Origin of the sequence: Streptomyces sp. NPDC001941, from assembly GCF_040296945.1 — a bacterium.
Lineage (GTDB): Bacteria > Actinomycetota > Actinomycetes > Streptomycetales > Streptomycetaceae > Streptomyces.
In genome coordinates this window covers 16,482-37,514 of the sequence record NZ_JBEOYE010000088.1, presented here as the reverse complement: position 1 = coordinate 37,514, position 21,033 = coordinate 16,482, and the positions used below count along the sequence as shown (strand labels likewise).

Below are 21,033 nucleotides of genomic sequence, written 5' to 3'. Positions count from 1 at the left end.
GCCGCCGCCGCTCGGCCTAGCCGGCCCGGACACCAACAGCGCGCGGCAAGGCTGGCGCCCGACCCGTCCGCACCACCACCCCGCAGCACCTGAGGCGGCCGTCCCATCACGGGGCGGCCCCTCTAGGCTGGCAGCCCCTCCGCTCGGTCCACTTCGCTCGGCCCATGGAGCAGCGTGTCGCCCGCCTTCGTTCACCAGGTCACCAAGTACGACCCCGCCGACCGTGACGAGCACGGTTCCTACACCGGGGCCGAGGACACGGTCAGTGACCACGGGCCGGTCGAGGCGGCGTACCTGGCGGCGGTCGCCGCCTTCGCGCGGGAGTGTGGCATCGACCGGTTGGAGATCCGGGATCCCGAGGTCACCTGCCCCTTCTCCTTCGGTGGAGAGCCTCCGGTGGAGGGGCACGGTCTCGCCGGGCTCTTCCCGCCCGACCTGACCGGCTACCACGACGGAGCCGAGGTCTCCCTGCCGGTGGATCTGGAACTGGTGCGCGCCATGCTCCGTGACAACGGTGCCTGGTGCCGGCTGGAAGCGGGGGACCGCTTCGCCGTGCACGTGGGCCAGGACCAGTACCTGTACGTGAGCAGCGACCGGCCCTGCCCGCACGCCGTGGCCCGCACGCGGGAACTCGGCCTCTTCGCGGAACCGATGACGATGTCGCCCTACGACAGGGAGCTTGACGAACCAGAGGTGACGGAGGCCGCGGATGCGACCTTCTGGGCCCGTGTTCGTACGATGCTGACCGCCCGCCGGACAGCACTGCTGCAGGAGATCCACGTCCACAACGCCGCGCGCTGGCACCGCCTGACGGAGCAAGACCTCGACGTCGTACGCGGCGGCCTGGGCCCGCGCGCTCTGCTGATCGTCTGGCCCGACCTGAACCCCGACGTCGAAGCAGTCCTCGCCGCGCTGCCCGACGACGAATCGGTGGAGTTCGTCTGGGAGGCACAGGACGGGGCGATCACCCACACGATCGTCGACGACAGCCATCGCCAAGAGCTCTCCGCCTTCGTGGCCGACGCGAGGGCGGCGTGCGCCCTGCCCCTGGGCTACGACGACCACCAGCCCTTGTTCCGCGCCGCCCTTCCGGACAGCGATGGCGTACTGCGCGCCCGATGGTGAGCCGACTCGCAGTGTGGTCAGGGCCGTCGGGGAGCCGGGTGCGGTCCGCATCCGGGCCCCCAAAAGGGCCGAGAGGGCCCCGCCCCACCCCCGTGGGAGCCGGGCGCGACCGGGTCTAGGAGGTCAGCGCGGGCGCCTGCGGCGCCGCGGGCAGCACCTCGGACAGGAGCTTGGCCACCGCGATGACGGTGCGGTCGGCGAGGTACGGGCCGATGATCTGGATCGACAGCGGCAGGCCGTCCGCGGTGCGCCCGGTGGGCATGACGACGGCGGGCAGGCCGACGGGGGAGGCGAGGTTGAGCCAGCTGGTCTGCTCGAAGTACCCGCGCTTCGCGCCGTCCACGGTGATGTACCGCTCGTTGCTCGGCACCGCGGTCTGGTCGAGGACGGCAGCCGTCGGCGCGGCCGGGGTGATGAGCACGTCGTGGGCGGCGAAGTAGGCGGCCCACGCCTGGCGGAGCTTCTGCCGGTCCTCGTCGGCGCGTGCCCAGTCGCGGTGCCGCATGGTCCGGGACTTCAGGAAGTGCGCGGCCGGGCTTCCCGGGTCGACGGACTCGGCGGCCTTCACCTCCCCGGCGAACGCCTCGTCGCTGGTCGTCGCCGCCGAGGTGGCGTACATCAGGCGCTCGAAGAGGAGGTTGCTCTGGGCGAAGTCCACCGGGCGGGTGGCGTCGTCCAGCGCGGCGCCCGCCGTGCGGACGGCGTGGGCGACCTGGCCAAGGAGGGTGCGGGTGGCGGCGTCGACCCGGCAGAAGTCGTCGTCCGCCCACAGGCCCACGCGGTACTGGCCGAGCCGGGTCTTCGCCGGGGCGGGCAGGCTGACGCTCCAGGCGGTGCTGTCGGCCGGGGACGGCGCGGCGATCACGTCCAGGAGGACGTCGAGGTCCTCGGCGGTGCGGGCGATCGGGCCGAGGCTGAGCATGTCCGAGCTGCTGAGCCAGCCGGGCGGGCGCGGGATGTGACCGCGCGTGGGCACGACGGGCATCGTCCCGCGGGAGGTGCGCAGGGCGTAGACGCCGCAGTAGGCGGCGGGCAGGCGCAGGGAGCCGGCGAGATCGGAGCCGACCTCCAGGCTGGAGAGGCCGGTCGCCACCGCCGCGGAGGGGCCGCCGGAGGATCCCCCGGCGGTGCGGTCGGCGGCGTACGGGTTCTTCGTCGTGCCGAACAGCGGGTTGCTGGTCTGGATGTCCTGGCACATCGTCGGCACGTTCGTCTTGCCGACGATGACCGCGCCGGCGGCCCGCAGCAGGGCGACGAGGTCCGCGTCCGTGGCGGGGACGTGGTCGGCGAGGTCGGGGGAGCCGCTGGTGGTGCGCAGGCCCTTGGTCTCCAGCGCGTCCTTCACGGTGAGGGGTAGCCCGTGCAGCGGGCCGAGGACGGTGCCGGTGCGGGCCCGGTGCCGGTCGGCCGCGTCGGCGGCGGCCCGTGCGGCGGCGACGTCGGTGGTGACGACGGCGTTCACGGCCGGGTTGGCCTTGGCGTGGTGCTCCAGGAGCTGGTCCAGGAGAGCGCGGGCGGAGATGTGGCCCTTGCGCAGGGCCTTGAGCTGCTCGTGCGCCGGGGCGAGGTGCAGGGTGCGGGTGTTGGTGCGGGTCACGGTCTTTCCTTCAGCAGCGGTGGCGGCGGTGGCAGCAGCGGCCGGTCGGGGCAGGCCGATGGCGGTGGCCACGGCCGCGGTCGAGGCGATCAGGAGGCGGCGGGAGATCACGTACGGGCTCCGGAGGAGGTGCTGGAAGCCGATGGGGCCGGCGGGCGCTCCTGCGGGGGCGGGGTGAAGGAGGCGGCGACGCGCAGGAGGTGCCGCTGCTCGGCACGTACGGTCGCGAGGTCGAGGGCGGCGTCCGCGTACTCGGCCGGCTCGGCGACGGCCCTCCTGCCCTGGCGGTGCAGGACGAGCGCCTGGGCGATCTGGTCCGCGGTGACGGCGGCGGCCAGGTGCGCGGCCTGCTTCTTCGTCGCCGCGTGCCGGGCCTCGGAGGCGGAGCGGACGTCGGCGGCGAGGAAGGGGCGGAGCATCTGCATGCCGTCCCGTATCTCCATGCGGCGCCGGATCAGCGGGTAGCGGATGCTCTGGCGCCGCCGCCAGGACGTGCGCGGGTCGACGGGCTCCTCCAGCGCGAGGGAGGGATCCGCCTCGGTGAGGGCCTGCCAGAGCGGGGTCAGCCGGGCGTAGGCGTAGTGGTCGCGCAGCGAGGCGTACGCGGCCGCGCAGCGCGAGGCGATGACCGGCAGGAAGTAGCCGAACTGGGTGAGGGTGGCGCCGATGTCGCCGCAGGCCCACGCCAGGTCGTTGAGGTGCGCGACGCTGAAGCCCACCTCGGCGCCGATGATCGCGGCGATGCGGATGCCGCTGTAGACGAGGGTGATGGCCGCGCCGACCGCGACGAGGCGCAGGCCCAGGGCGATCGAGCGGGTCGCGGCGGTGCGCGAGTACCGCCAGCAGGACCACGCGAGGTAGATCTCGGCGGCCGAGTACGTCCCGAAGTACAGCAGGACGTACGCCTGGTAGGCGGGGTCGTGCGCGTAGTAGTTCGCGAAGTCCGTGGGCCGCTGGGACGCGGGCGTGAGCAGCATGAACAGCAGGGCCATGCCCGCGATCACAGCCGCTGCGGCGACCAGGAGGACCGTCGCGCGGCGCCGGGCCTGCTCCCGCCGCTTGGACCAGTGGGCGATGACCACGCCCTGGAGGGCGAGGACCAGGACCACCAGGCCCTGGGCGATGGGCACCACGATGTTCGGCACGCCGAGGGCCTTGTCGACGCGTATCCACACCCAGGTGATGGAGACGGCGAAGGACGCCGCGGACGCCAGGAAGGAGGCGGTGAGCGCGAGCAGGGCGGGATCGCGCCGGTCCCGGGCGGTGTTGCCCGCGAGGTCGCGTACGAGGATGAGGAATCCCGTGCCCGCGATGATCAGGCACAGGGGGTGGAGGACGTCTTTCACCGGGTCGGGCCTCGCAGGAGCGTGCGGGATATGGGGTCGTCGTGGTCCGGCGCCGTGCGGCCGGAGTTGACGTGCGCCAGGAGCAGGCTGCCGACCGTCTCGGCCTCGGCCTCGTCCGGATCGGCGTACCGGGTCCGGCCGACGAGCATCTTGATCAGGTCGGGCGTCATGTCGGGGAGGATCCCGCCGAGCGTGCCGACGCCGCTGAGCAGGCCGTCGTCCACCTTGTGGTGCCGGCGCAGGATGTGGCCGAACTCGTGGGCGATGATGCCGTCGGCGTGGGCCCGGCTGGCGGTGCGGTCGTAGAAGATGTTGCTGGTGGTCGCAGTGGCGTACCAGAGTCCGCAGAGGTGTTCCGTCTCGCTCATGCCGGGCAGGTCGCCCAGGTCGGCGGGAACGAGCTGGATCGAGCGGCCGGTGAACTCCTCGATGACGGGGACCAGGTCGCGGATGTTCGACGCGGGCGGCAGGTCGAGGTCGTCGAGGAACGCCCGTACGCGCTCGTGCGTGCGTGCCTGCTCGGCTCGGCGCTCGGCGTGGGTGGGGTCGAGCGCAGGCGTAGATGCGTGGCGGTTGCGCTTCCACATCTCGGCTCCATTGCGGGTGGGGGGACGGAACTGGGATCGGAACCAGCGTCAGGCGGGCGGCGTGTCGTCGGGGGCCGGGGGCAGGCCCTCCAACTCGCGGGCCGCCTCGACGAGTCTGAGGACGGCGGCCTGGCTCTGCTCGGACAGCCCCACGGAACGCATCGCGATGTTGCGCACGCCCGCCTCGTTCAGCTGGTGGACGAAGGCGAACTGCCGTGAGAAGCGCTCGGTGGTCGCGTCGTCGACGAAGTAGCTGGAGGGGACCCCGAAGAACCTGGCCAGGAGCTGCACGACGCGGACGGTGGGGTTGCTCACCTCGTCCTTGCGCAGCTTGTAGATGTACGCGGACGTCAGCGAGCCCTCGCCGTAGCCGGAGATGGTCTTGGCGACGTAGGCGTGCGAGAACTCTCCCGTGCGCGAGTTGGTCCTGTCGGGATCGCCGTCCCGGGGCGGCCGGAGGTTGTCGAACAGGTAGTTGAGCTTGTCGGCGAACGTGGCACCGGGGCCGGGCGCGGGAACGGGAGTTGCCGCGTCTTCGGCGCCGTCGGCGTTCCGATGGGGCATCGAGTGGCTGCTCTCGGGGTCAGGGAGGCGGGATGGCGGTTCAACAATAGTTGACTCCGATCGCAACGTGCGAGGGGGTCGGGTTACTTGAGTGAACTATTGTTGACGTCCCATGGCAAGCCCGCCCGGCCCGACCCCGCCCGACCCGATCGAGGGCGCCCAACTGCTTGTGTCGCGCGGGCGGTACGAGATTCGGGGTCGATGTCTGCGCCAGGGCCGGCCGCCCGGCGTGACGCTCCCCGGCGAAGGCCGCCGCGTCGGGCAGGGGACGCGGACCATGCCCGGTCCGGACGGCCACGGCCTCGGAATCCAGGCATGAGGAAGCGGCCTGGTACCGACGGGGGATGCAGTACCAGGCCGCTGGACCGACCTTACTACTTGGCGGTCGACGAGCGCGCCTCCGGGGTCGATGTCGTTGTGCCCGGACGCACTCTGTCGGACCGCCGGCCGGCGTCATACGGTGTTTTTCGCGGAGATCGCGGCCGGAGGAGACGGGGGAGAGGGGACGGGGTTGGACACGCCACAACGGGTCATTCGGCGCAACTGGGTCTTCTGGCAGTTGCTGATCTGCCTGGCCGGCGTGGCCGGTCTGCTCTTCGTCTACGCCATCGTCCAGCAGAACCTGGCGGCGACGGACCCCGGTGCCGGACCGGTCCGGCTCCTCGACATCCAGAGCGCGACCGCCGCACTCCTGGCCACCAGTGGTGCGCTGCTCGCCCGGGCGCAGTACGCCACCGCGACGCGCCCGATGATCGGGTTCGACGGACGAGTGGTCCGCGTGTCGACGGACACCGACGAGTTGGTCTGGGGCTGCCAGATCCGCAATGGCGCGCAGGACGCGGCGACCATCTGGGACGTCACGTACTGCGTGCGGTTCCTCGGGGACGACGGGTCCGCTGCCGAGTCATGGCTCGACCACGAGGCGCTGTCGGAGGAGCTGAAGCGCGTCGGGCTGCGCAAGGACATCGACTACGTGATCAAGCTGTGGACGCGCGGGGCACCGCTGGCCGGTCAGGAACGCGCCCTGCTGGGCTGGTTCGGCCCGCACGCACTCAGCGTGATCGACGTGCTCGGCGCACGCGTCCAGGTACTGGACCGCGTCGGCGACCTGCACGAACGCTCGAACAACCTGCTCAAGGCGGCGGTACGCGAACCACGGCGGGCCACTTCGGACTGGTGACGAACCGGTGACGACCGCTGCCGGGTCGCGGAGCGGTCGGTGGGTGGGGCCGACGCGTAGCATCGATGTCGCGTCGGCCCCACCCGTCGTACGTACCTGGTTGTCAGTACTTGGTGTACTTCACCCAGTCGTAGCGGGCGGTCAGCGGGGTGCCGGGGTAGCTGAAGGGGCCGAGCCAGCCGTCGACCCCGGTGCCGGGCCACAGGTTGGCCATGATGCGCATGGGGTGGGTGGGGAGCGCACCGCGCGAGCCGTTCTCCTGGTGGACCAGCTTGCCGTCCACGAACCAGTTGATGGTGCCCCCGTTCCACCACTCGATGGCGTAGTCGTGGTACCCGGTGGACGCGTCGAACCCGAGGTTGATGACGGTCTCGTGTCCGCCCACGCCGTTGGTGAAGTAGTTGGTCTGCATCTGCGTGGTGTTCTTGCCGAGGATCTCGACGTCGATCTCGTCCCAGGGCTGACCGTCGCTGGGGCCGGTGTAGGTGAAGAACCCGGTCACGGTGCCCGAGCGCTTCACCGCCTGGAGGCGGGCCTCGAAGCGCCCGTAGGAGTACAGGTCGTTGGAGCGGTACTCGCCGGAGGCGTAGGGCTTGCCCGAGCAGCCGCCCGGGCACGTCGCGGTGTCGAGGTTCTGACCCATGACGCCGCCGTTGAACCAGACGTGGTCGGCGCGCCAGCCGGTGTTGAACATGCCACCGTTGCTCCAGCCGTCGGCCTTGTGCCAGCGCCCCGTGTCGAAGCCGTCGAAGTTGTCGACGAAGCTGCCGCCGATCGCGGCGTTGGCGGAGGGACTGGCCAGCGGGTTGAAGGCCAGCGCGACGGCGGCGAGGGGAGCGAGCAGCCAGCGACGGCCGCGGTGGCGGCGACGTGTCGGACGGGATTGCATTTCGGCCTCCTTGGGGGGATGGGGGCGTGGATGTGGCACGCGGCATCCGGACGCACGACGCGGCCGTGGAGGGCAGGGGCCGACCACCGGAGAGGTCGGGACCCGGTGCCGTGGTGGCGGTCGTGGGCAGGAGCCGTGCCGTGGAACCCGGACGTGGCAGGCGCGGTGTCCCTCGGCGCCACGGACGTGCGGGGGCGGGCGCCTGTCGTTCCGGAAGGTGCGCGGTTGGGGATGCGCACCGGCGTACCAGGGCCTATCGGGGAAGAGAAACTGGAACCGCTCCCAGAAAGTAGCAGCGCGCCTTCCGGTCGACAAGGGACGGGATGAAGCGCACCGGAAATCCGCTGTTCACGTGGGCGTGACGTGTGCCTTCACCGTCCCGTGTGTTCGCTCACGATGCGTTCAACCACGTGAGTCACCATGGGATTTGAGGTAAGAGGCCACTGCGGCGCGCGGAGGTCGTGCGCCCGGCCGGAAGGTGTTCTCCGCACTGTCGCCGACTATTGACACGTCCGTAACGGGCGCCCCACCATGAGGGCGCGCAACAGCGCATCAGTAGGCCAAAAATTGGAAGCGCTCCCAGGCCGAGGTGGGCCTCACCGGCTCGACGTCCGCGCGGTGGCCCCCTCACCGGTCGCAGCACCCGACCCAAGTGCGCTCACCCCCCCGTACCCCGACCACGTTCGCGTGGCCCCGACCGCACCGGCGGATCGCCCCGTCCGCACCAAGGAGACCTCGTCCCATGAGCAGAGTGAGAAGGTCGCTCGTCCCCGTCGCCTGCGCAGTCCTCGCCTCCGGCGGACTGGCCGGCGGAGCGGCCGCCGCCGCGCCCGGCGCCCCGGCCGCCGACCACACGCTCCCCAGGAACACCCGCTTCTACGTCGACCCCGAGGCCGGTGCCGCACGGCAGGCGGCCGCCGACCTCAAGGCCGGCAAGCTCGACGACGCCCTGCGGATGGCCAAGCTGGCCACCTGGCCGCAGGCGATCTGGCTCGACTACGGGACACCGGACGAGATCAAGAAGGTCGTCCAGAAGACGATGTCGGCGGCCCGGGTCACCCGTACCGTGCCCGTCTTCGTGCTCTACAACGTCACCGGCCGCGACTGCAGCTTCTACTCGGCCGGTGGCGCGGACAGCCCCGAGGAGTACCGGGCCTGGGTCCAGGGCGTCGCGGACGGCATCGGTGGCGCACGCGCCGCGGTCGTCGTCGAGCCCGACGGGCTCGCGCTCCTGCCCAAGGAGTGCCCGGAGGGCGACGCGGACGGCACGCGGACCGAGGAGCGGTACGCCAACATCCGTACCGCCGTCGACATCATGACTGCCAGGCCCAGGACGTCCGTGTACCTCGACGGCGGCAGCAGCAACTGGCAGCCGGTCGGCGAGCTGGCGGGACGCCTGATCAAGGCCGACCTCGCCAAGACCCAGGGCTACGCCCTGAACGTCTCCAACTACCAGCCGACCGACCAGCTCAACCGGTACGCCACCTGGGTCTCCACGTGCGTCTGGTACGCCACCGAGGGCCCGGCCGAGGCGCGCGGCAAGACGGACAGGTGCGCCAGCCAGTACTACTCGCCGGCCGCGCCCAACGACGGACAGCCCGGGAACGCGGTGGACTTCTACGACACGTCCACCTGGAAGTGGGTGGACGCCTGGTTCGACCAGGTCGTGGGCCGGCCACCGGTCAAGGACCTGTCGCACTACGTCCTGGACAACAGCCGCAACGGCCTCGGCGCGTGGATCCCTCCGGCGGGCAAGTACACCGACGCCGAGCCCTGGTGCAACGCGCCGGGGCGGGGCATCGGCGTCCGGCCCACCGCCGACACGGGACAGCCGCTGGCCGACGCGTACCTGTACGTGAAGACCATCGGGGAGTCGGACGGCACCTGCCACCGGGGTACGCCCGGTCCCATCGACCCGGAGTACGGGATCGAGGACCCCCGCGCGGGCGCCTGGTGGCCGGACTTCGCACACACCCTGGCGAGGAACGCGAAGCCCGCGCTGACGTTCAACACCGGCCGGTAGCAACGCACTTCGCCCGGCCTACCTGTTTCGCCCGGCCGTCCCGCTCCGGACGGCCGGGCGAGCAGTAGGGAGGGTCTCCCCGCCCCGCGGGCCCGGCGAGGGCCGTGGTGTCACCAGTCGTGGACGCTGCCGTCCTTGAGCCGGTTGACCGGCAGGTACGCCGGCTCGTAGGGGTGCGCCGCCGCCAGGCCCTCGTCCAGCTCCACGCCCAGACCGGGTTCGTCGCCCGGGTGCAGGTGGCCGTCCGCGAAGGCGTAGGCGTGCGGGAACACCTCCTCGGTGAGCGGAGTGTGGCCGGCGTACTCCTGGATCCCGAAGTTGTGCGCCGCCAGGTCCAGGTGGAGGGCCGCCGCCGTCCCCACGGGCGAGATGTCCTCGGGCCCGTGCGGGGCGCCCTTGACCTGGTACTGGGCCGCGAAGTCGAAGAGCTTCCGCAGCGGTGTGACACCGCCGAAGTGGGTGACCGAGGAGCGGACGTAGTCGATCAGCTGCTCGGTGATCAACGCCTGGTAGTCGTGGAGGGTGTTGAAGACCTCGCCGATGGCCAGCGGTGTCGTCGAGTGCCGGCGGACGAGCCTGAGCCCTTCCTGGTTCTCGGCGGGCGTGCAGTCCTCCAGCCAGTAGGGCCGGTACGCCTCCAGGTCCCTGGCGAGGCGGGCGGCCTGGTTGGGCGTGAGGCGGTGGTGCGCGTCGTGCAGCAGCGGAAGTTCGGGGCCGAACTCCGCCCGTACCGCCTCGAAGACGCCGGGTATGTGCCGCAGGTAGGCGTCGGTGTCCCAGTTCTCCACCAACGGCAGCGCCCGCTGGTGGAGGACCGGGGCGCCGACGCCGTCCGTGACGTGCACTCCGTAGACGGATTCCAGCCCGGGGACACCGGACTGGATCCGCACGGCCGGATAGCCTTCGGCGAGCCGTGCGCGTACGGAGTCGAGGAGTTCGGGCAGGTCCCTGCCGTTGGCGTGGCCGTAGGTGCGCAGCCGCTCGCGGCTCGGGCCGCCGAGCAACTGGTACAGCGGCAGACCGGCGACCTTGGCCTTGATGTCCCACAGCGCGGTGTCGACGGCGGCGATCGCCGCCATCGTCACCGGCCCGCGCCGCCAGTAGGCACCGCGGTAGAGGTACTGCCAGGTGTCCTCGACGCGGTGCGGGTCGCGGCCGATGAGGAGCGGCACGACGTGCTCCTCCAGGTAGCCGACGACGGCCAGCTCCCGTCCGTTGAGCGTGGCGTCGCCGAGTCCGGTCACCCCCTCGTCGGTCGTCAGCTTGAGCGTGACGAAGTTGCGTCCGGGGCTGGTGACGACGACCTTCGCGTCGACGATCTTCATGGGTACGGGTCCTCCTGGACTGGATGTGTGGGTGCGGGTGCGGGAGTGCGTGCGCCCGAGACCCTCGCCATCCCGTCTTCCCGGCCGCTGCGGCGCGCGACCCCGTGAGCCCGCTCGTCCGTCAGGCCGAGCCGCGCCGCACGAGCGAGGTCGCCGTGATGACGGCCGCCTGGGCCCGTGCGGCGGTGGATCCGTGTGGGCGCAGCTTGCGCACGAGCAGTCTGGCCATCGTGCGTCCCATGCCCTCGATGTCCTGCCGGACGGTGGTGAGTGGCGGGTCGGTGCGCTCGGACACCGGGGCGAGGTCGTCGAAACCGACGACCGAGACGTCCCCCGGCACGGTCCGCCCCCGCTCGTGCAGGGCACGCAGGGCTCCCTTGGCCATGAGGTCACTGGCGACGAAGACGGCGTCCAAGTCCGGCTGGAGGTCGAGGAGTTCGGCCATGGCGCGTTCGCCGCTGTCTTCGGTGAAGTCGCCCTGCACGACGAGCGAGGGATCGCCGTCGAACAGTACGTCGCGGTAGCCGTCCAGCCGGTCGGTCCCCGCCGCCAGCCCCAGGGGGCCGGCGATGTGCCCGATCCGCTGTCGCCCCCGGGAGACGAGGTACTGCACGGCTTGGCGCGCCCCGCCGCGGTTGTCCGCGTCGACGTAGGACAGCGCGGCCTCGCCGGGGATCGGCGTCCAGTGCGGGCGTCCACCGTAGACGGTCGGCAGTTCGAGGCGTCGGACGATGTCGGGCAGGGGGTCGTCGCGGTGCACGGAGAAGGCGAGCGCCCCGTCGACGTGGCCGCCGGCCAGGTAGCGCTCGATGCGTTCGTGGTCGCGGGCCTCCTCGGCGAGGAGCAGCACCAGTTGGAGGTCGTGGGCGACCAACTCCTTGCTGATGCCGCGGATCTGGAGCCCGAAGTAGGGGTCGGAGAAGATGCGTCCCTCCGGTTCGGCGATGATCACCGCGACGTTCCCGGTGCGCCTGGTCACCAAGGTGCGCGCCGCGCGGTTGGGGACGTACCCCAGCTCCTCGATGGCCGTCTCCACCCGGGTCATGACCTGTCGGCGCACACCGGTCCCGCCGTTGACGACCCGGGAGACCGTCGAGCGGGAGACCCCGGCGCGGGCGGCGACCACGTCCAGCGTCGGGCGGGTGATCGAGGGCGATTCGGGCACGACGCTCCTTGTGGGGAAGGCGAGGGTGAGGGCGGCCGGGTGGGAGCCGTGGCCGGACGGCGGCGGTGCGGCGGCGTGCGCGTGCGCCGGTCTGTGAGGAGCGGCTCGTCACGTCCGGTGAGGTTTCTGATAGCGCTTCCAAAGATTGGCTGCGCAAGCTGATCTCTGTCAAGGCACTTGGTGGCGTACGAGCTCCCGGCCGGCGCGTTGTACTGGGTGTGCCGGCTGCACGCGAACGCCCAAGTCCACTGGGCGTAAGGGAATTCAGGCGGCCGCGCCGCGCTCCGGTGGCAGGAACGGGAACCCTTGACAAAGGGTGAACCCCGCTCCATCTTCTTGGAAGCGCTCCCAATTCCTGACCAGTCGCAGTCGCAGTCGCAGACGCCATCGCAGTCGGCGTCCTCGTCGTAACCGCCGTCGTAGCCGCGGCCACAAGACGCGCGTCGGTCCTCTCTCATCCCTGTTGGAGAAGCACCACCATGAGCATCGAACTCCAGCCGCCCGGTGCGCGGCGACCCGCCCCCCCCCCCCAGCCCCTGCCCGACCCGAGGATCCCCGGTCTGACCGCGGACTTCGTCTGGGGCACCGCCACCTCGGCGTACCAGATCGAGGGTGCGGTGGACGCGGACGGGCGCACCCCGTCGATCTGGGACACCTTCAGCCACACGCCCGGCGCGATCGACAACGACGACCACGGCGACGTGGCGTGCGACCACTACCACCGGATGCCCGACGACGTGGCACTGCTCGCCGGCCTCGGCCTGGACGCGTACCGCTTCTCGCTGTCCTGGCCGCGCGTCCAGCCGGGGGGTTCGGGACCGGCGAACGCCAAGGGACTGGACTTCTACGACCGCCTGGTCGACGAGCTGCTGGCGCGGGGCATCACCCCCTGGGCCACGCTCTACCACTGGGACCTCCCGCAGGAGCTGGAGGACCGGGGCGGCTGGCCCGCGCGGGACACCGCCCTGCGCTTCGCCGACTACGCCGAGATCGCGGCCGCGCGCCTCGGTGACCGGGTGCGGCACTGGATCACCCTCAACGAACCCTTCTGCTCGGCGATGCTGGGCTACCACGTCGGCTGCCACGCGCCGGGACGCCAGGACTTCCAGGCCGCCGTCCGCGCCGTGCACCACCTGCACCTGGCCCACGGACTGGCCGTCCAGCGCATCCGGTCGGTGGCGCCCGCGTCCGCGCAGGTCGGCATCACCCTCAACCCGGCCCAGGTGTACGCGGCGTCCGAGGACCCCGCCGACAGGGCCGCCGCGCGCAGTGCGGACGGCATGGGCGCCCGCATCTACCTCGACCCGGTGCTGCGCGGAGAGTATCCGCGGGACGTGGTCGAGGAGCTGGCCCGTCATGGGGTCACCCTGCCCGTCGAGCCGGACGACCTGGCCGACATCGCGCAGCCCCTGGACTTCCTCGGGGTCAACTACTACTTCAGTGACGTCGTCGCGGCCGGCGAGGAGCCGGAGCGCACCCGGCGGGTGCCCCAGCCCGACCGCCCGGTGACCGCGATGCCCTGGGAGGTCTTCCCGCAGGGCATGACCGACCTGCTCACCCGGATCAGTCGCGACTACCCCGGCATCCCGCTGTACGTCACCGAGAACGGCGCGGCCTTCGACGACGGAGCCTGCGATGCCGACGAGGGCGGCCGCGTCCAGGACCACCACCGCACCGCCTACCTGGCCGACCACCTCGCCGCGGTGGGCCGGGCCCGCGAGGCCGGGGCGGACGTGCGCGGGTTCTTCGCCTGGTCGCTGATGGACAACTTCGAGTGGGCGTACGGGTACGACAAGCGCTTCGGGATCGTCCACGTCGACTACCGGACCCAGCGCCGCACCCCGAAGCAGAGCGCCCTGTGGCTGCGTGACGCCGCGTCCGTGAACCGAGGGAAGTAACCGCGCGAAGTAACCGCGCGAAGTAACCGCGCGAGGTAACCGCAGCCCTCCGCCTGCGGCGCGGCCGTCCACAGGTTGAAGGCGCGGGCGACTCCCGGCCCTGGACGGACCCGGTAGTTCTGCGACACATGAACGTCTTCCACATTGCGGAGTCGTTACGTCTTCGAGTCTTGACGATGGGACTCCCGGGCGGAAGGCTCTGCCCGAGTCGTGTGGGAGCGCTTCCACTTTTTCCATGACGAAGTCTGAGGAGGCTTCCCATGCCCATCCCACGAGCCGCCAGAACCACCCTGATACGCCTGGGCGCCGTGGCGCTGGCCGGTGTACTGCTGAGCGCCTGCGGATCCGGGGCGACCGGCGCGCAGGACAGCGGCGGCAAGGTCACGCTGACCGTCGACCTGTTCGGCACCTTCGGCTTCAAGGAGGCCGGCCTCTACCAGGAGTACGAGAAGCTCCACCCGGGCGTCACCATCAAGCAGTCCGACACCCAGGAGGAGCGCAACTACTGGAAGGCGCTGCAGACCCGGCTCGCCGGAGGAGGCGGCCTCGCCGACGTGCAGGCCGTCGAGATCGGTCGCATCGCCTCGGTGGCACAGCGGCAGAGCGACAAGTTCGAGGACCTCAACCAGTACGGCGCCGGCAAGCTCAAGGCGAACTTCACCGACGCCAAGTGGGGGGCCGCGACCACCCAGCACGGCCAGGTCATGGGCCTGGGCACGGACACCGGGCCCGGCGCCGTCTGCTACCGGACGGACCTGCTGAAGCAGGCCGGACTGCCGACCGACCGCGAGAAGCTCGCCCAGGAGTGGTCCACCTGGGAGGGCTACCTGAAGCTGGGCGAGAAGTACATGAAGAACGCCCCGGCGAAGAGCGCCTGGATCGACAGCGTCCGCAGCGTCTACACCAACGTCGCGGGCCAGTACGAGGAGCGCTACTACAACGCCTCGGGCAAGCTCGTCTACGAGGACAGCCCGGCCGTGAAGGAGGCCTGGAACCTCTCCGTGCGCGCCGAGAAGGCGGGCCTGAGCGCGAAGCTGGCCCAGTGGACGCCGTCGTGGAACCAGGCCTTCGCCGCCGGCTCCTTCGCCACGCTGCCCTGCCCCGCCTGGATGCTCGGCTACATCAAGGGCCAGGCCGGTGACGCGGGCAAGGGCAAGTGGGACGTGGCGAAGATGCCCGGCCGCGCGGGCAACTGGGGCGGGGCGTACCTGTCCATCCCCAAGGCTGCCAAGCACAAGAAGGAGGCGTACCAGCTCATCGAGTGGCTGACCGCCCCCGAGCAGCAGGCCAAGCTCTTCACCAAGATCGGCAACTTCCCCTCCAGCGTGCCCGCCATCGCCAAGGTCGCGGACACCAAGGACCCCTACTTCTCGAACGCTCCGATCGGCAAGATCTTCGGCGACGCCGCCAAGGAGGCACCGGTCCAGGTCCTCGGCGTCAACGACCAGGACATCCAGGAGCAGTTCGCCGCCGCGCTGTTCGAGGTGGAGAAGAAGGGCACCGCGCCGGAGACGGCCTGGAAGCACGCCGAGAAGGGCATCCAGAACGCCATCGGCTGACCGGTGCGGGGCCGGTCCGGACCCGCACCGGAACGGCCCCGCCCCCTGTCACCGCCCCTCCAGGTCCGCCCCCGTACAGCCGGGGACGCCCAAGAAGTCCGTACCGCCGCGCGACGAAGCCCCGTACTGCCGCGGCCCTACGGCCGACGTCCCCCACCGCCTGACTCACCTCGCACCGCACCGCACCCCGCCCACCCCGCACCCGCCCGACCGCCTCCGACCCACCCGAAGGGCCGCCCCGTGACCCTGACCGCACCCGCGCCCCCCGCCGCACCGGCGCGCACCCGGAACCCCTCGCCGGGACGCCGGGCCTGGCGCGCGCTGTCGCCGTACGGCTACGTCGCCCCGTTCTTCGCGCTGTTCGCCGCCTTCGGCCTCTTCCCGCTGATCTACACCGCGTTCATCTCCCTGTACCGCATCGAACTGCAGACACCCGGCGACATGCAGTGGCGCGGCCTGGGCAACTACACCGCGATCTTCGCGGACCCGTTCTTCTGGACCGCGCTGCGCAACACCTTCACCCTCGGCGTGCTCTCCACCGTCCCCCAGCTGATGATCGCCCTGGGCATCGCCCACCTGCTCAACTACAAGCTGCGCGGACGCACGTTCTTCCGCACGATGATGCTGATGCCGTACGCGACCTCGGTCGCCGCCGCGACGCTGGTCTTCGCCCAGCTCTTCGGCCACGACTTCGGACTCGTCAACTACGTCCTCGGCCTCTTCGGCATCGCCCCGGTGGACTGGCAGACGGGCACCCTCGCCTCGCAGACCGCCATCTCCTGCATCGTCGTATGGCGCTGGACCGGCTACAACGCGCTGATCTTCCTCGCGGGCATGCAGTCCATACCGGGCGAACTGTACGAGGCCGCCGAGATGGACGGCGCCTCACGGTGGCGGCAGTTCCTGCACGTCACCCTGCCCGGGCTGCGCCCCACGATCGTCTTCTCGGTGATCATGTCCACCATCGGCGCCACCCAACTGTTCGGCGAGCCACTGCTGTTCGAGGGCAACCCCGGAGGCGGCATCTCGCACCAGTACCAGACGCTCGGCCTCTACATGTACGAGCAGGGCTGGTCCTTCTTCCACCTGGGACGGGCGGCCGCCATCGCCTGGGTGATGTTCCTGCTCATCCTGGTGCTCGTCGGCCTCAACGCCCTCCTCGCGCGCCGCCGTCTTGCCAAGGAGGCCGGCCGATGACCACGTTCGCCGATCCCAAGACCGTGCACGTCGCCGAGCGGCCGGCCACGGCCCGGCCCCGTCCGTACCGACGCGGGAGGGGAGCCGGAGGCACCCTGCGCCCGGGACGCCTCGCGTACGCCTTCCTGACCCTGGCGGTACTGGTCTCCGCCTTCCCCTTCTACTACACGATCGTGGCGGCCAGCCGCTCCAACGCGGACATCGCGAAGGTCCCGCCGACCCTGCTGCCCGGACCCAACCTCGTACGCAACGTCCAACTCGCCCTCGAACAGGCTGACATCGGCAAGGCGCTGCTCAACTCCCTGATCGTGTCCACCTCCATCACCGTCGGCACCGTCCTGTGCTCCACCCTCGCCGGCTTCGCCTTCGCCAAGCTGCGCTTCAAGGGCCGCAACACGCTGCTCGCCTTCACCGTCGGCACCATGATGATCCCGCCCCAGCTCGGCGTGATCCCGCTGTTCATGGTCATCGCGAAGCTCGAGTGGGCCAACCAGCTCCAGGCGGTCATCCTGCCCAGCCTCGTCTCCGCCTTCGGGGTGTTCTTCATGCGCCAGTTCATCGCCCAGTCACTGCCCGACGAACTCATCGAAGCCGCGCGCGTGGACGGGGCCTCCACGTCCCGGATCTTCTGGACGATCGTCGTGCCCATCGCCCGCCCCGCCATGGCCGTCCTGGGGCTCCTCACGTTCATGACCGCCTGGAACGACTTCTTCTGGCCGATCATCGCGCTGTCCTCGCAGGAACCCACGGTCCAGGTGGCCCTGCGCCAGCTGGGCGGCGGTTACGTCCAGGACCAGTCGGTCGTCATGGCGGGCACCCTCCTCGGCACCCTGCCCGTCCTGCTCGTCTTCGGGCTCCTGGGGCGACAGATCGTCGGCGGCATCATGCAGGGAGCCGTCAAGGGCTGAGCGACCCGGGACGCACCGTCCCCGTGATCGCCCACGAGCCGTGGTGCGCGGGCAGCCGACCGGTGTCCACTCCCCGCTCCGGCCGCCTCCCGGCGTCCGACGGTCGACGCCCGCGCACCACATACCCGTCCGCCTCCCTGCCCGGCCCGTCAGGTGCTGGCGCGCTCCACCAGCCGGGTCGGCAGGATCAGCGGGCTGCGCTCATGACCCGCGATCAGGCCGACGAGCATCCGGGCCATCTCGCGCCCGAGATCGCGGATCGGCTGGTGGACCGTGGTCAGGGCGGGCTCGGCGAACCGCGCGACGGCGAGGTCGTCGAACCCGACCACGGCCACGTCCCCGGGCACCGAGCGGCCCGCCGCGCGCAACGCGCGCAACGCGCCCGCCGCCATGTTGTCGTTGGCGGCGAACACCCCGTCCAGGTCCGGGTGCGCCTTCAGCAGGCGCTCCATGGCGGCCGCGCCCGCGGCGTCGGAGAAGTCCCCCTCCGCCGGAGGGCGCGGCGTCAGCCCCGCGAGCAGCATGGCCTCCCGGTAGCCGCGGTGCCGGGACTCGCCCACCTCGGTGTCGAGCGGACCGCAGATCGTGACGACCCGGGTGCGACCGCGCGCGAGCAGGTGATCGGTCGCCTCCCGCGCGCCGCCGACGTTGTTGATGTCGACGTACCAGCGCGGCTCGAAGTCCGTGGGCCGCCCGCCGAACACGACCGGCAGTTGCGTCTCGTCGGCCAGCCGGGCCAGCGGATCGCCCTCGTGCAGCGCCATCAGCATGACCCCGTCCACGGCGCGGGACCGCACGAGCTGCTCCACCCGCTCCCGGCCGCGCGCGGTGGCGGCCAGGCACAGCATCATGTGCAGGTCGGCCTCCTCCAGGGCGCTGGACACCCCGACGATGACCTGGGCGAAGAACGGATCCGCCAGGACCTCCGGGTCGTCCCGCGAGATGACCAGCGCGGCCGCGCCCGCCTGCCGCGTCGCCAGCGCCCGCGCCTTGGGGTTGGGCACGTACCCGAGCTTCCTGATGGCCCGCTCGACCGCCTCGCGCTTGGCCCGGCTGACGTGCGGGGCATCGTTGATCACCCGGGAGGCCACCGATCGCGAAACACCGGCTTCCACGGCCACCTCGTCGAGCGTGGCGTGCCGGTGCGGCAGTTCCTGAGTCATGGGCGGCCTTTCCTCGCTGCGGTCCCTTTTTGGAAGCCCTTCCATTGTGACCTGTGCCCGCCCCCGGCGTGGAAGCGCGACCCCACTCCCACGGCCGAGACAGGCGGGCGCCCACCGGGGCCGCCTCCTGACGAACGGGTCCGTCCGACCGGAGACGATTTTGGGCGATAGCACGCAGACGGCGGCCTCCGAGCCCTACGCTGATCCGGTCCTGCCCTCTGAGGGGGAGGGGAGGACGGGGCGGCGAAGGGGTGCGGGGGATGGCGACGCAGTTACGGATCACGATCACGCAGATACACACGGACGGCGACCGGCCCCGGGTGGGGCGCGACCCCGCCGGGTGGACGGACGAGTTCGCCGACTGGCTGCGGAAGGACCCGCGCACGCGCCACGGAGCGACGGTCAGCAAGGAACGTACCGCGCCTGCCGCAGGCACCATGTCCGGCGGCCTGGTCGACCACATCAACGCGGTCGCCACCGTCGGGTCGTTCGCCGCGGCCGCGGTCGCGCTGTACCGAGACTTCCGCCGCTCGCTGCCCCGCGGCACGCAGCACGACCCCCACATGATCGTCGAGTACGGCGGCGCTCGCGTACTGATCCGGGAAGGCACCCCGGAGGACGCGGCCCGCCTGCTGCGCGCCCTGGAACGCGAAGACGAGGGCGGGACCCAGGACGACCCGGGCGCTCCTCGGCCGGACGCACCGTCGGCCCGGGACGGGGCACGTGACACTGCCTGACCCCAACGGCAGCCGCGCCGTGCTGATCGGCATCCACGCCTACCAGCACCTGGAACCGCTGCCCGGCATCGCCAAGGGGCTCACCCACCTCGCCCGCCTCCTGCGGGCTCCGGACGTCGGGGGCCTGCCGGACCACCACGTCACGACCCTCGGCCCCGAGGCGGACGCGGACCAGATCCTCCGGGCCGTCCGCGACGCGGGCAGGCAGGCCACGGACACGTTCCTGGTCTACTTCGGCGGACACGGCCTGCGCGACCGGGACGGCAGCCTGTACCTGGCACTGACCGACGCCGAGGAGGGGGAACACCCGGAGATCGGAACGCTTCCCTACGCGGACCTCCGCCGGGTGATGAACAGGGCGACCCTGGGCACGCGCCGGCGGATGGTGCTCCTGGACTGCTGCTACAGCGGCATCGCCACCGAGATGGGCGGCCCGGCCCCGGTGCTGGACCGCCCGCACCTGGCGCGGATGCTGGACGAGGACGAGTGGCAGCGCAGCGGTACGGGCCCGGGCGAGGCGGAGCTGCCGGACACCACGCCGTCCGGGCCGGATCCGTACGGGACCGGTGACCTCGACGACCTCGGCAAGTGCGTGTTCGTCTCGGCGTCGGCGACCGAGCGCTCGTACGCGCCGGCCGGCGGCGTCCCACACTTCACCAGCGCGATCGTGGACGTGCTGGACCACGGCATCGCCGGGGCCGGACCGACCCTGAGCGTGCGCCGCGTCTGGCGCGCGGTGGAGAGCCGGCAGATGAGGCGGGAGGAGAGCCTGCGGGTGCTCCCGCACCTGTCGGCCAACGACCGTGCCGCCGCGCTCCCTTGGGTACGTAACCGGGCAGACGCGGCTCCGGCAACGCACCCCGCAGCTCCCACGGGACACACACCGAAGGCGTCCCCCGCGCCGCGAGCCGCTCCGGCCGAGGAAGCACTCGCGCCGGAGCCTGCCGGACCGGTTGTCCGCCTCTCGGCACCGAGCTTCCCCAGGCTCCGCCGCCACAAGCCCAGCGCCGAGTCCAAGGCGTTTCGCAAGGACATGAACAGGAGGACGCGCGAACTCGACCGGCTCCTCGCGGGCAAGCCGCTCCTCACGCCCGCGCTGCTGGCCCGTCGCGGCTTCGTACTGGCAGCGGGTCCCGTCCTGTTCAGCGGAATCGGCTTCCTCGTCTGGATGTCCCTGCCCGACGGCGATGTGAGTACGCGGGGTGGGTCAGCGAGTCCGTCCGCATCCGCATCCGCGTCGGCCTCCCCCTCACGTGCCGTGACCTGGTTGGCCGCGAGCAACAGCGCGTGGACAGCGCTCCTGGGACCCGGGGCCGCCAATTCGGCAGCCGTCATGAAACAGCAGCCCTGCACGACGCACTCCCTGTCGGGAACGGTGAGGGCTGCGCGCAACAGCTACGACCCGGATGAACTCCCCATCATTGAAGTCCGTTTGACGAGCAAGAGCCCCTGTAGGGCCGATGTCTCTCCGGACGAGACCGCCCTCGCGCTGAACGTGGAGAGCGCCAGCGCGCAGCAGAGCGGTTTCATCCCCAACCCCTGCGCCCCCGCTGCACACCAAGCCAGTTGGATCGCGGTCTCGCCCGACACCCCGGCCGTCGTGACGTACCGCTGGAACCGCGAACCACGCCACCCGTGCACCAGCAGGGAGAAGGCGAAGCCGGGAACCTACCTCGTCACCGTGGGCGGCAAAGCGCTCGCTGCGCCGGCCCGGACCAGCTTCGTGCTCTCCGGGGACACCGAGGGACTGTAGGAGCGACAGGAGCGTGA

At 71.3% G+C, this 21,033-nt stretch carries 17 protein-coding genes; 9 read left to right on the top strand and 8 right to left on the bottom strand.

Going from position 1 to position 21,033, the window contains the following annotated elements:
- Positions 1 to 174 precede the first annotated feature (174 nt).
- Positions 175 to 1,125, top strand: coding sequence for an RNA-binding protein (locus ABT160_RS37395; protein ID WP_351652660.1), 951 nt, complete (start codon positions 175 to 177; stop codon positions 1,123 to 1,125).
- 115 nt (positions 1,126 to 1,240) lie between these two features.
- On the opposite strand, the gene ABT160_RS37390 is transcribed toward ABT160_RS37395, so the two are convergent.
- Genes ABT160_RS37390 through ABT160_RS37375 form a run of 4 tightly spaced genes read right to left on the bottom strand, consistent with a single transcriptional unit; the run spans position 1,241 to position 5,219 of the window.
- Positions 1,241 to 2,833, bottom strand: a complete 1,593-nt coding sequence (locus ABT160_RS37390) for an amidase family protein (RefSeq protein WP_351652658.1) — start codon at positions 2,831 to 2,833, stop codon at positions 1,241 to 1,243.
- Positions 2,830 to 4,068 carry an MAB_1171c family putative transporter gene (locus ABT160_RS37385; protein ID WP_351652656.1) on the bottom strand — a complete coding sequence of 413 codons (1,239 nt, stop codon included), beginning with the start codon at positions 4,066 to 4,068 and terminating at the stop codon, positions 2,830 to 2,832. Before ABT160_RS37385 ends, ABT160_RS37390 begins: the two co-directional genes overlap by 4 nt.
- The gene (locus ABT160_RS37380; RefSeq protein WP_351652655.1) at positions 4,065 to 4,655 is read right to left on the bottom strand and encodes a hypothetical protein; all 591 of its coding nucleotides are present in this window, start codon (positions 4,653 to 4,655) and stop codon (positions 4,065 to 4,067) included. Before ABT160_RS37380 ends, ABT160_RS37385 begins: the two co-directional genes overlap by 4 nt.
- Before the next feature lie 48 nt (positions 4,656 to 4,703).
- Positions 4,704 to 5,219, bottom strand: coding sequence for a hypothetical protein (locus ABT160_RS37375; protein ID WP_351652653.1), 516 nt, complete (start codon positions 5,217 to 5,219; stop codon positions 4,704 to 4,706).
- Positions 5,220 to 5,730: 511 nt separating this feature from the next.
- On the opposite strand from ABT160_RS37375, the gene ABT160_RS37370 reads away from it, so the two are divergent.
- Positions 5,731 to 6,399: a hypothetical protein gene (locus ABT160_RS37370; RefSeq protein WP_351652651.1), complete on the top strand. Its 669-nt coding sequence runs from the start codon at positions 5,731 to 5,733 to the stop codon at positions 6,397 to 6,399.
- A 103-nt stretch (positions 6,400 to 6,502) separates the two neighbouring features.
- Here ABT160_RS37370 and bglS read toward each other — a convergent pair whose 3' ends face one another.
- Entirely contained in the window at positions 6,503 to 7,288 is a 786-nt protein-coding gene (bglS, locus tag ABT160_RS37365) for a beta-glucanase (RefSeq protein WP_351652650.1), read from the bottom strand.
- Positions 7,289 to 8,030: 742 nt separating this feature from the next.
- Here bglS and ABT160_RS37360 point away from each other — a divergent pair.
- On the top strand, positions 8,031 to 9,311 hold the full coding sequence (locus tag ABT160_RS37360) for a glycoside hydrolase family 6 protein (protein WP_351652648.1): 1,281 nt from the start codon (positions 8,031 to 8,033) through the stop codon (positions 9,309 to 9,311).
- A gap of 110 nt (positions 9,312 to 9,421) precedes the next feature.
- Here the strand turns inward: ABT160_RS37360 and manD are convergent, their stop codons facing one another.
- Both manD and ABT160_RS37350 read right to left on the bottom strand, forming a co-directional pair.
- Positions 9,422 to 10,636 (bottom strand): D-mannonate dehydratase ManD, encoded by a 1,215-nt coding sequence (manD, locus tag ABT160_RS37355; protein ID WP_351652646.1) that lies wholly within the window; start codon positions 10,634 to 10,636, stop codon positions 9,422 to 9,424.
- Positions 10,637 to 10,757: 121 nt separating this feature from the next.
- Positions 10,758 to 11,801 carry a LacI family DNA-binding transcriptional regulator gene (locus tag ABT160_RS37350; protein ID WP_351652644.1) on the bottom strand — a complete coding sequence of 348 codons (1,044 nt, stop codon included), beginning with the start codon at positions 11,799 to 11,801 and terminating at the stop codon, positions 10,758 to 10,760.
- Positions 11,802 to 12,280: 479 nt separating this feature from the next.
- Between ABT160_RS37350 and ABT160_RS37345 the strand changes: the two genes are divergently transcribed.
- The 4 genes from ABT160_RS37345 to ABT160_RS37330 all read left to right on the top strand — a co-directional run bounded on the left by ABT160_RS37345 (position 12,281) and on the right by ABT160_RS37330 (position 17,363).
- Entirely contained in the window at positions 12,281 to 13,699 is a 1,419-nt protein-coding gene (locus ABT160_RS37345; protein ID WP_351652642.1) for a GH1 family beta-glucosidase, read from the top strand.
- 260 nt (positions 13,700 to 13,959) lie between these two features.
- Positions 13,960 to 15,258 carry an ABC transporter substrate-binding protein gene (locus ABT160_RS37340; protein ID WP_351652640.1) on the top strand — a complete coding sequence of 433 codons (1,299 nt, stop codon included), beginning with the start codon at positions 13,960 to 13,962 and terminating at the stop codon, positions 15,256 to 15,258.
- 240 nt (positions 15,259 to 15,498) lie between these two features.
- Positions 15,499 to 16,455: a carbohydrate ABC transporter permease gene (locus tag ABT160_RS37335; RefSeq protein ID WP_502984371.1), complete on the top strand. Its 957-nt coding sequence runs from the start codon at positions 15,499 to 15,501 to the stop codon at positions 16,453 to 16,455.
- Positions 16,452 to 17,363 carry a carbohydrate ABC transporter permease gene (locus ABT160_RS37330; RefSeq protein ID WP_351652638.1) on the top strand — a complete coding sequence of 304 codons (912 nt, stop codon included), beginning with the start codon at positions 16,452 to 16,454 and terminating at the stop codon, positions 17,361 to 17,363. The genes ABT160_RS37335 and ABT160_RS37330 overlap by 4 nt, the downstream gene beginning before the upstream one ends.
- A gap of 149 nt (positions 17,364 to 17,512) precedes the next feature.
- Here ABT160_RS37330 and ABT160_RS37325 read toward each other — a convergent pair whose 3' ends face one another.
- Positions 17,513 to 18,526, bottom strand: coding sequence for a LacI family DNA-binding transcriptional regulator (locus ABT160_RS37325; RefSeq protein WP_351652636.1), 1,014 nt, complete (start codon positions 18,524 to 18,526; stop codon positions 17,513 to 17,515).
- A 260-nt stretch (positions 18,527 to 18,786) separates the two neighbouring features.
- On the opposite strand from ABT160_RS37325, the gene ABT160_RS37320 reads away from it, so the two are divergent.
- Positions 18,787 to 19,263, top strand: a complete 477-nt coding sequence (locus ABT160_RS37320) for an effector-associated constant component EACC1 (RefSeq protein WP_351652634.1) — start codon at positions 18,787 to 18,789, stop codon at positions 19,261 to 19,263.
- Positions 19,250 to 21,016: a caspase family protein gene (locus tag ABT160_RS37315; RefSeq protein WP_351652633.1), complete on the top strand. Its 1,767-nt coding sequence runs from the start codon at positions 19,250 to 19,252 to the stop codon at positions 21,014 to 21,016. Before ABT160_RS37320 ends, ABT160_RS37315 begins: the two co-directional genes overlap by 14 nt.
- Positions 21,017 to 21,033: the final 17 nt, after the last annotated feature.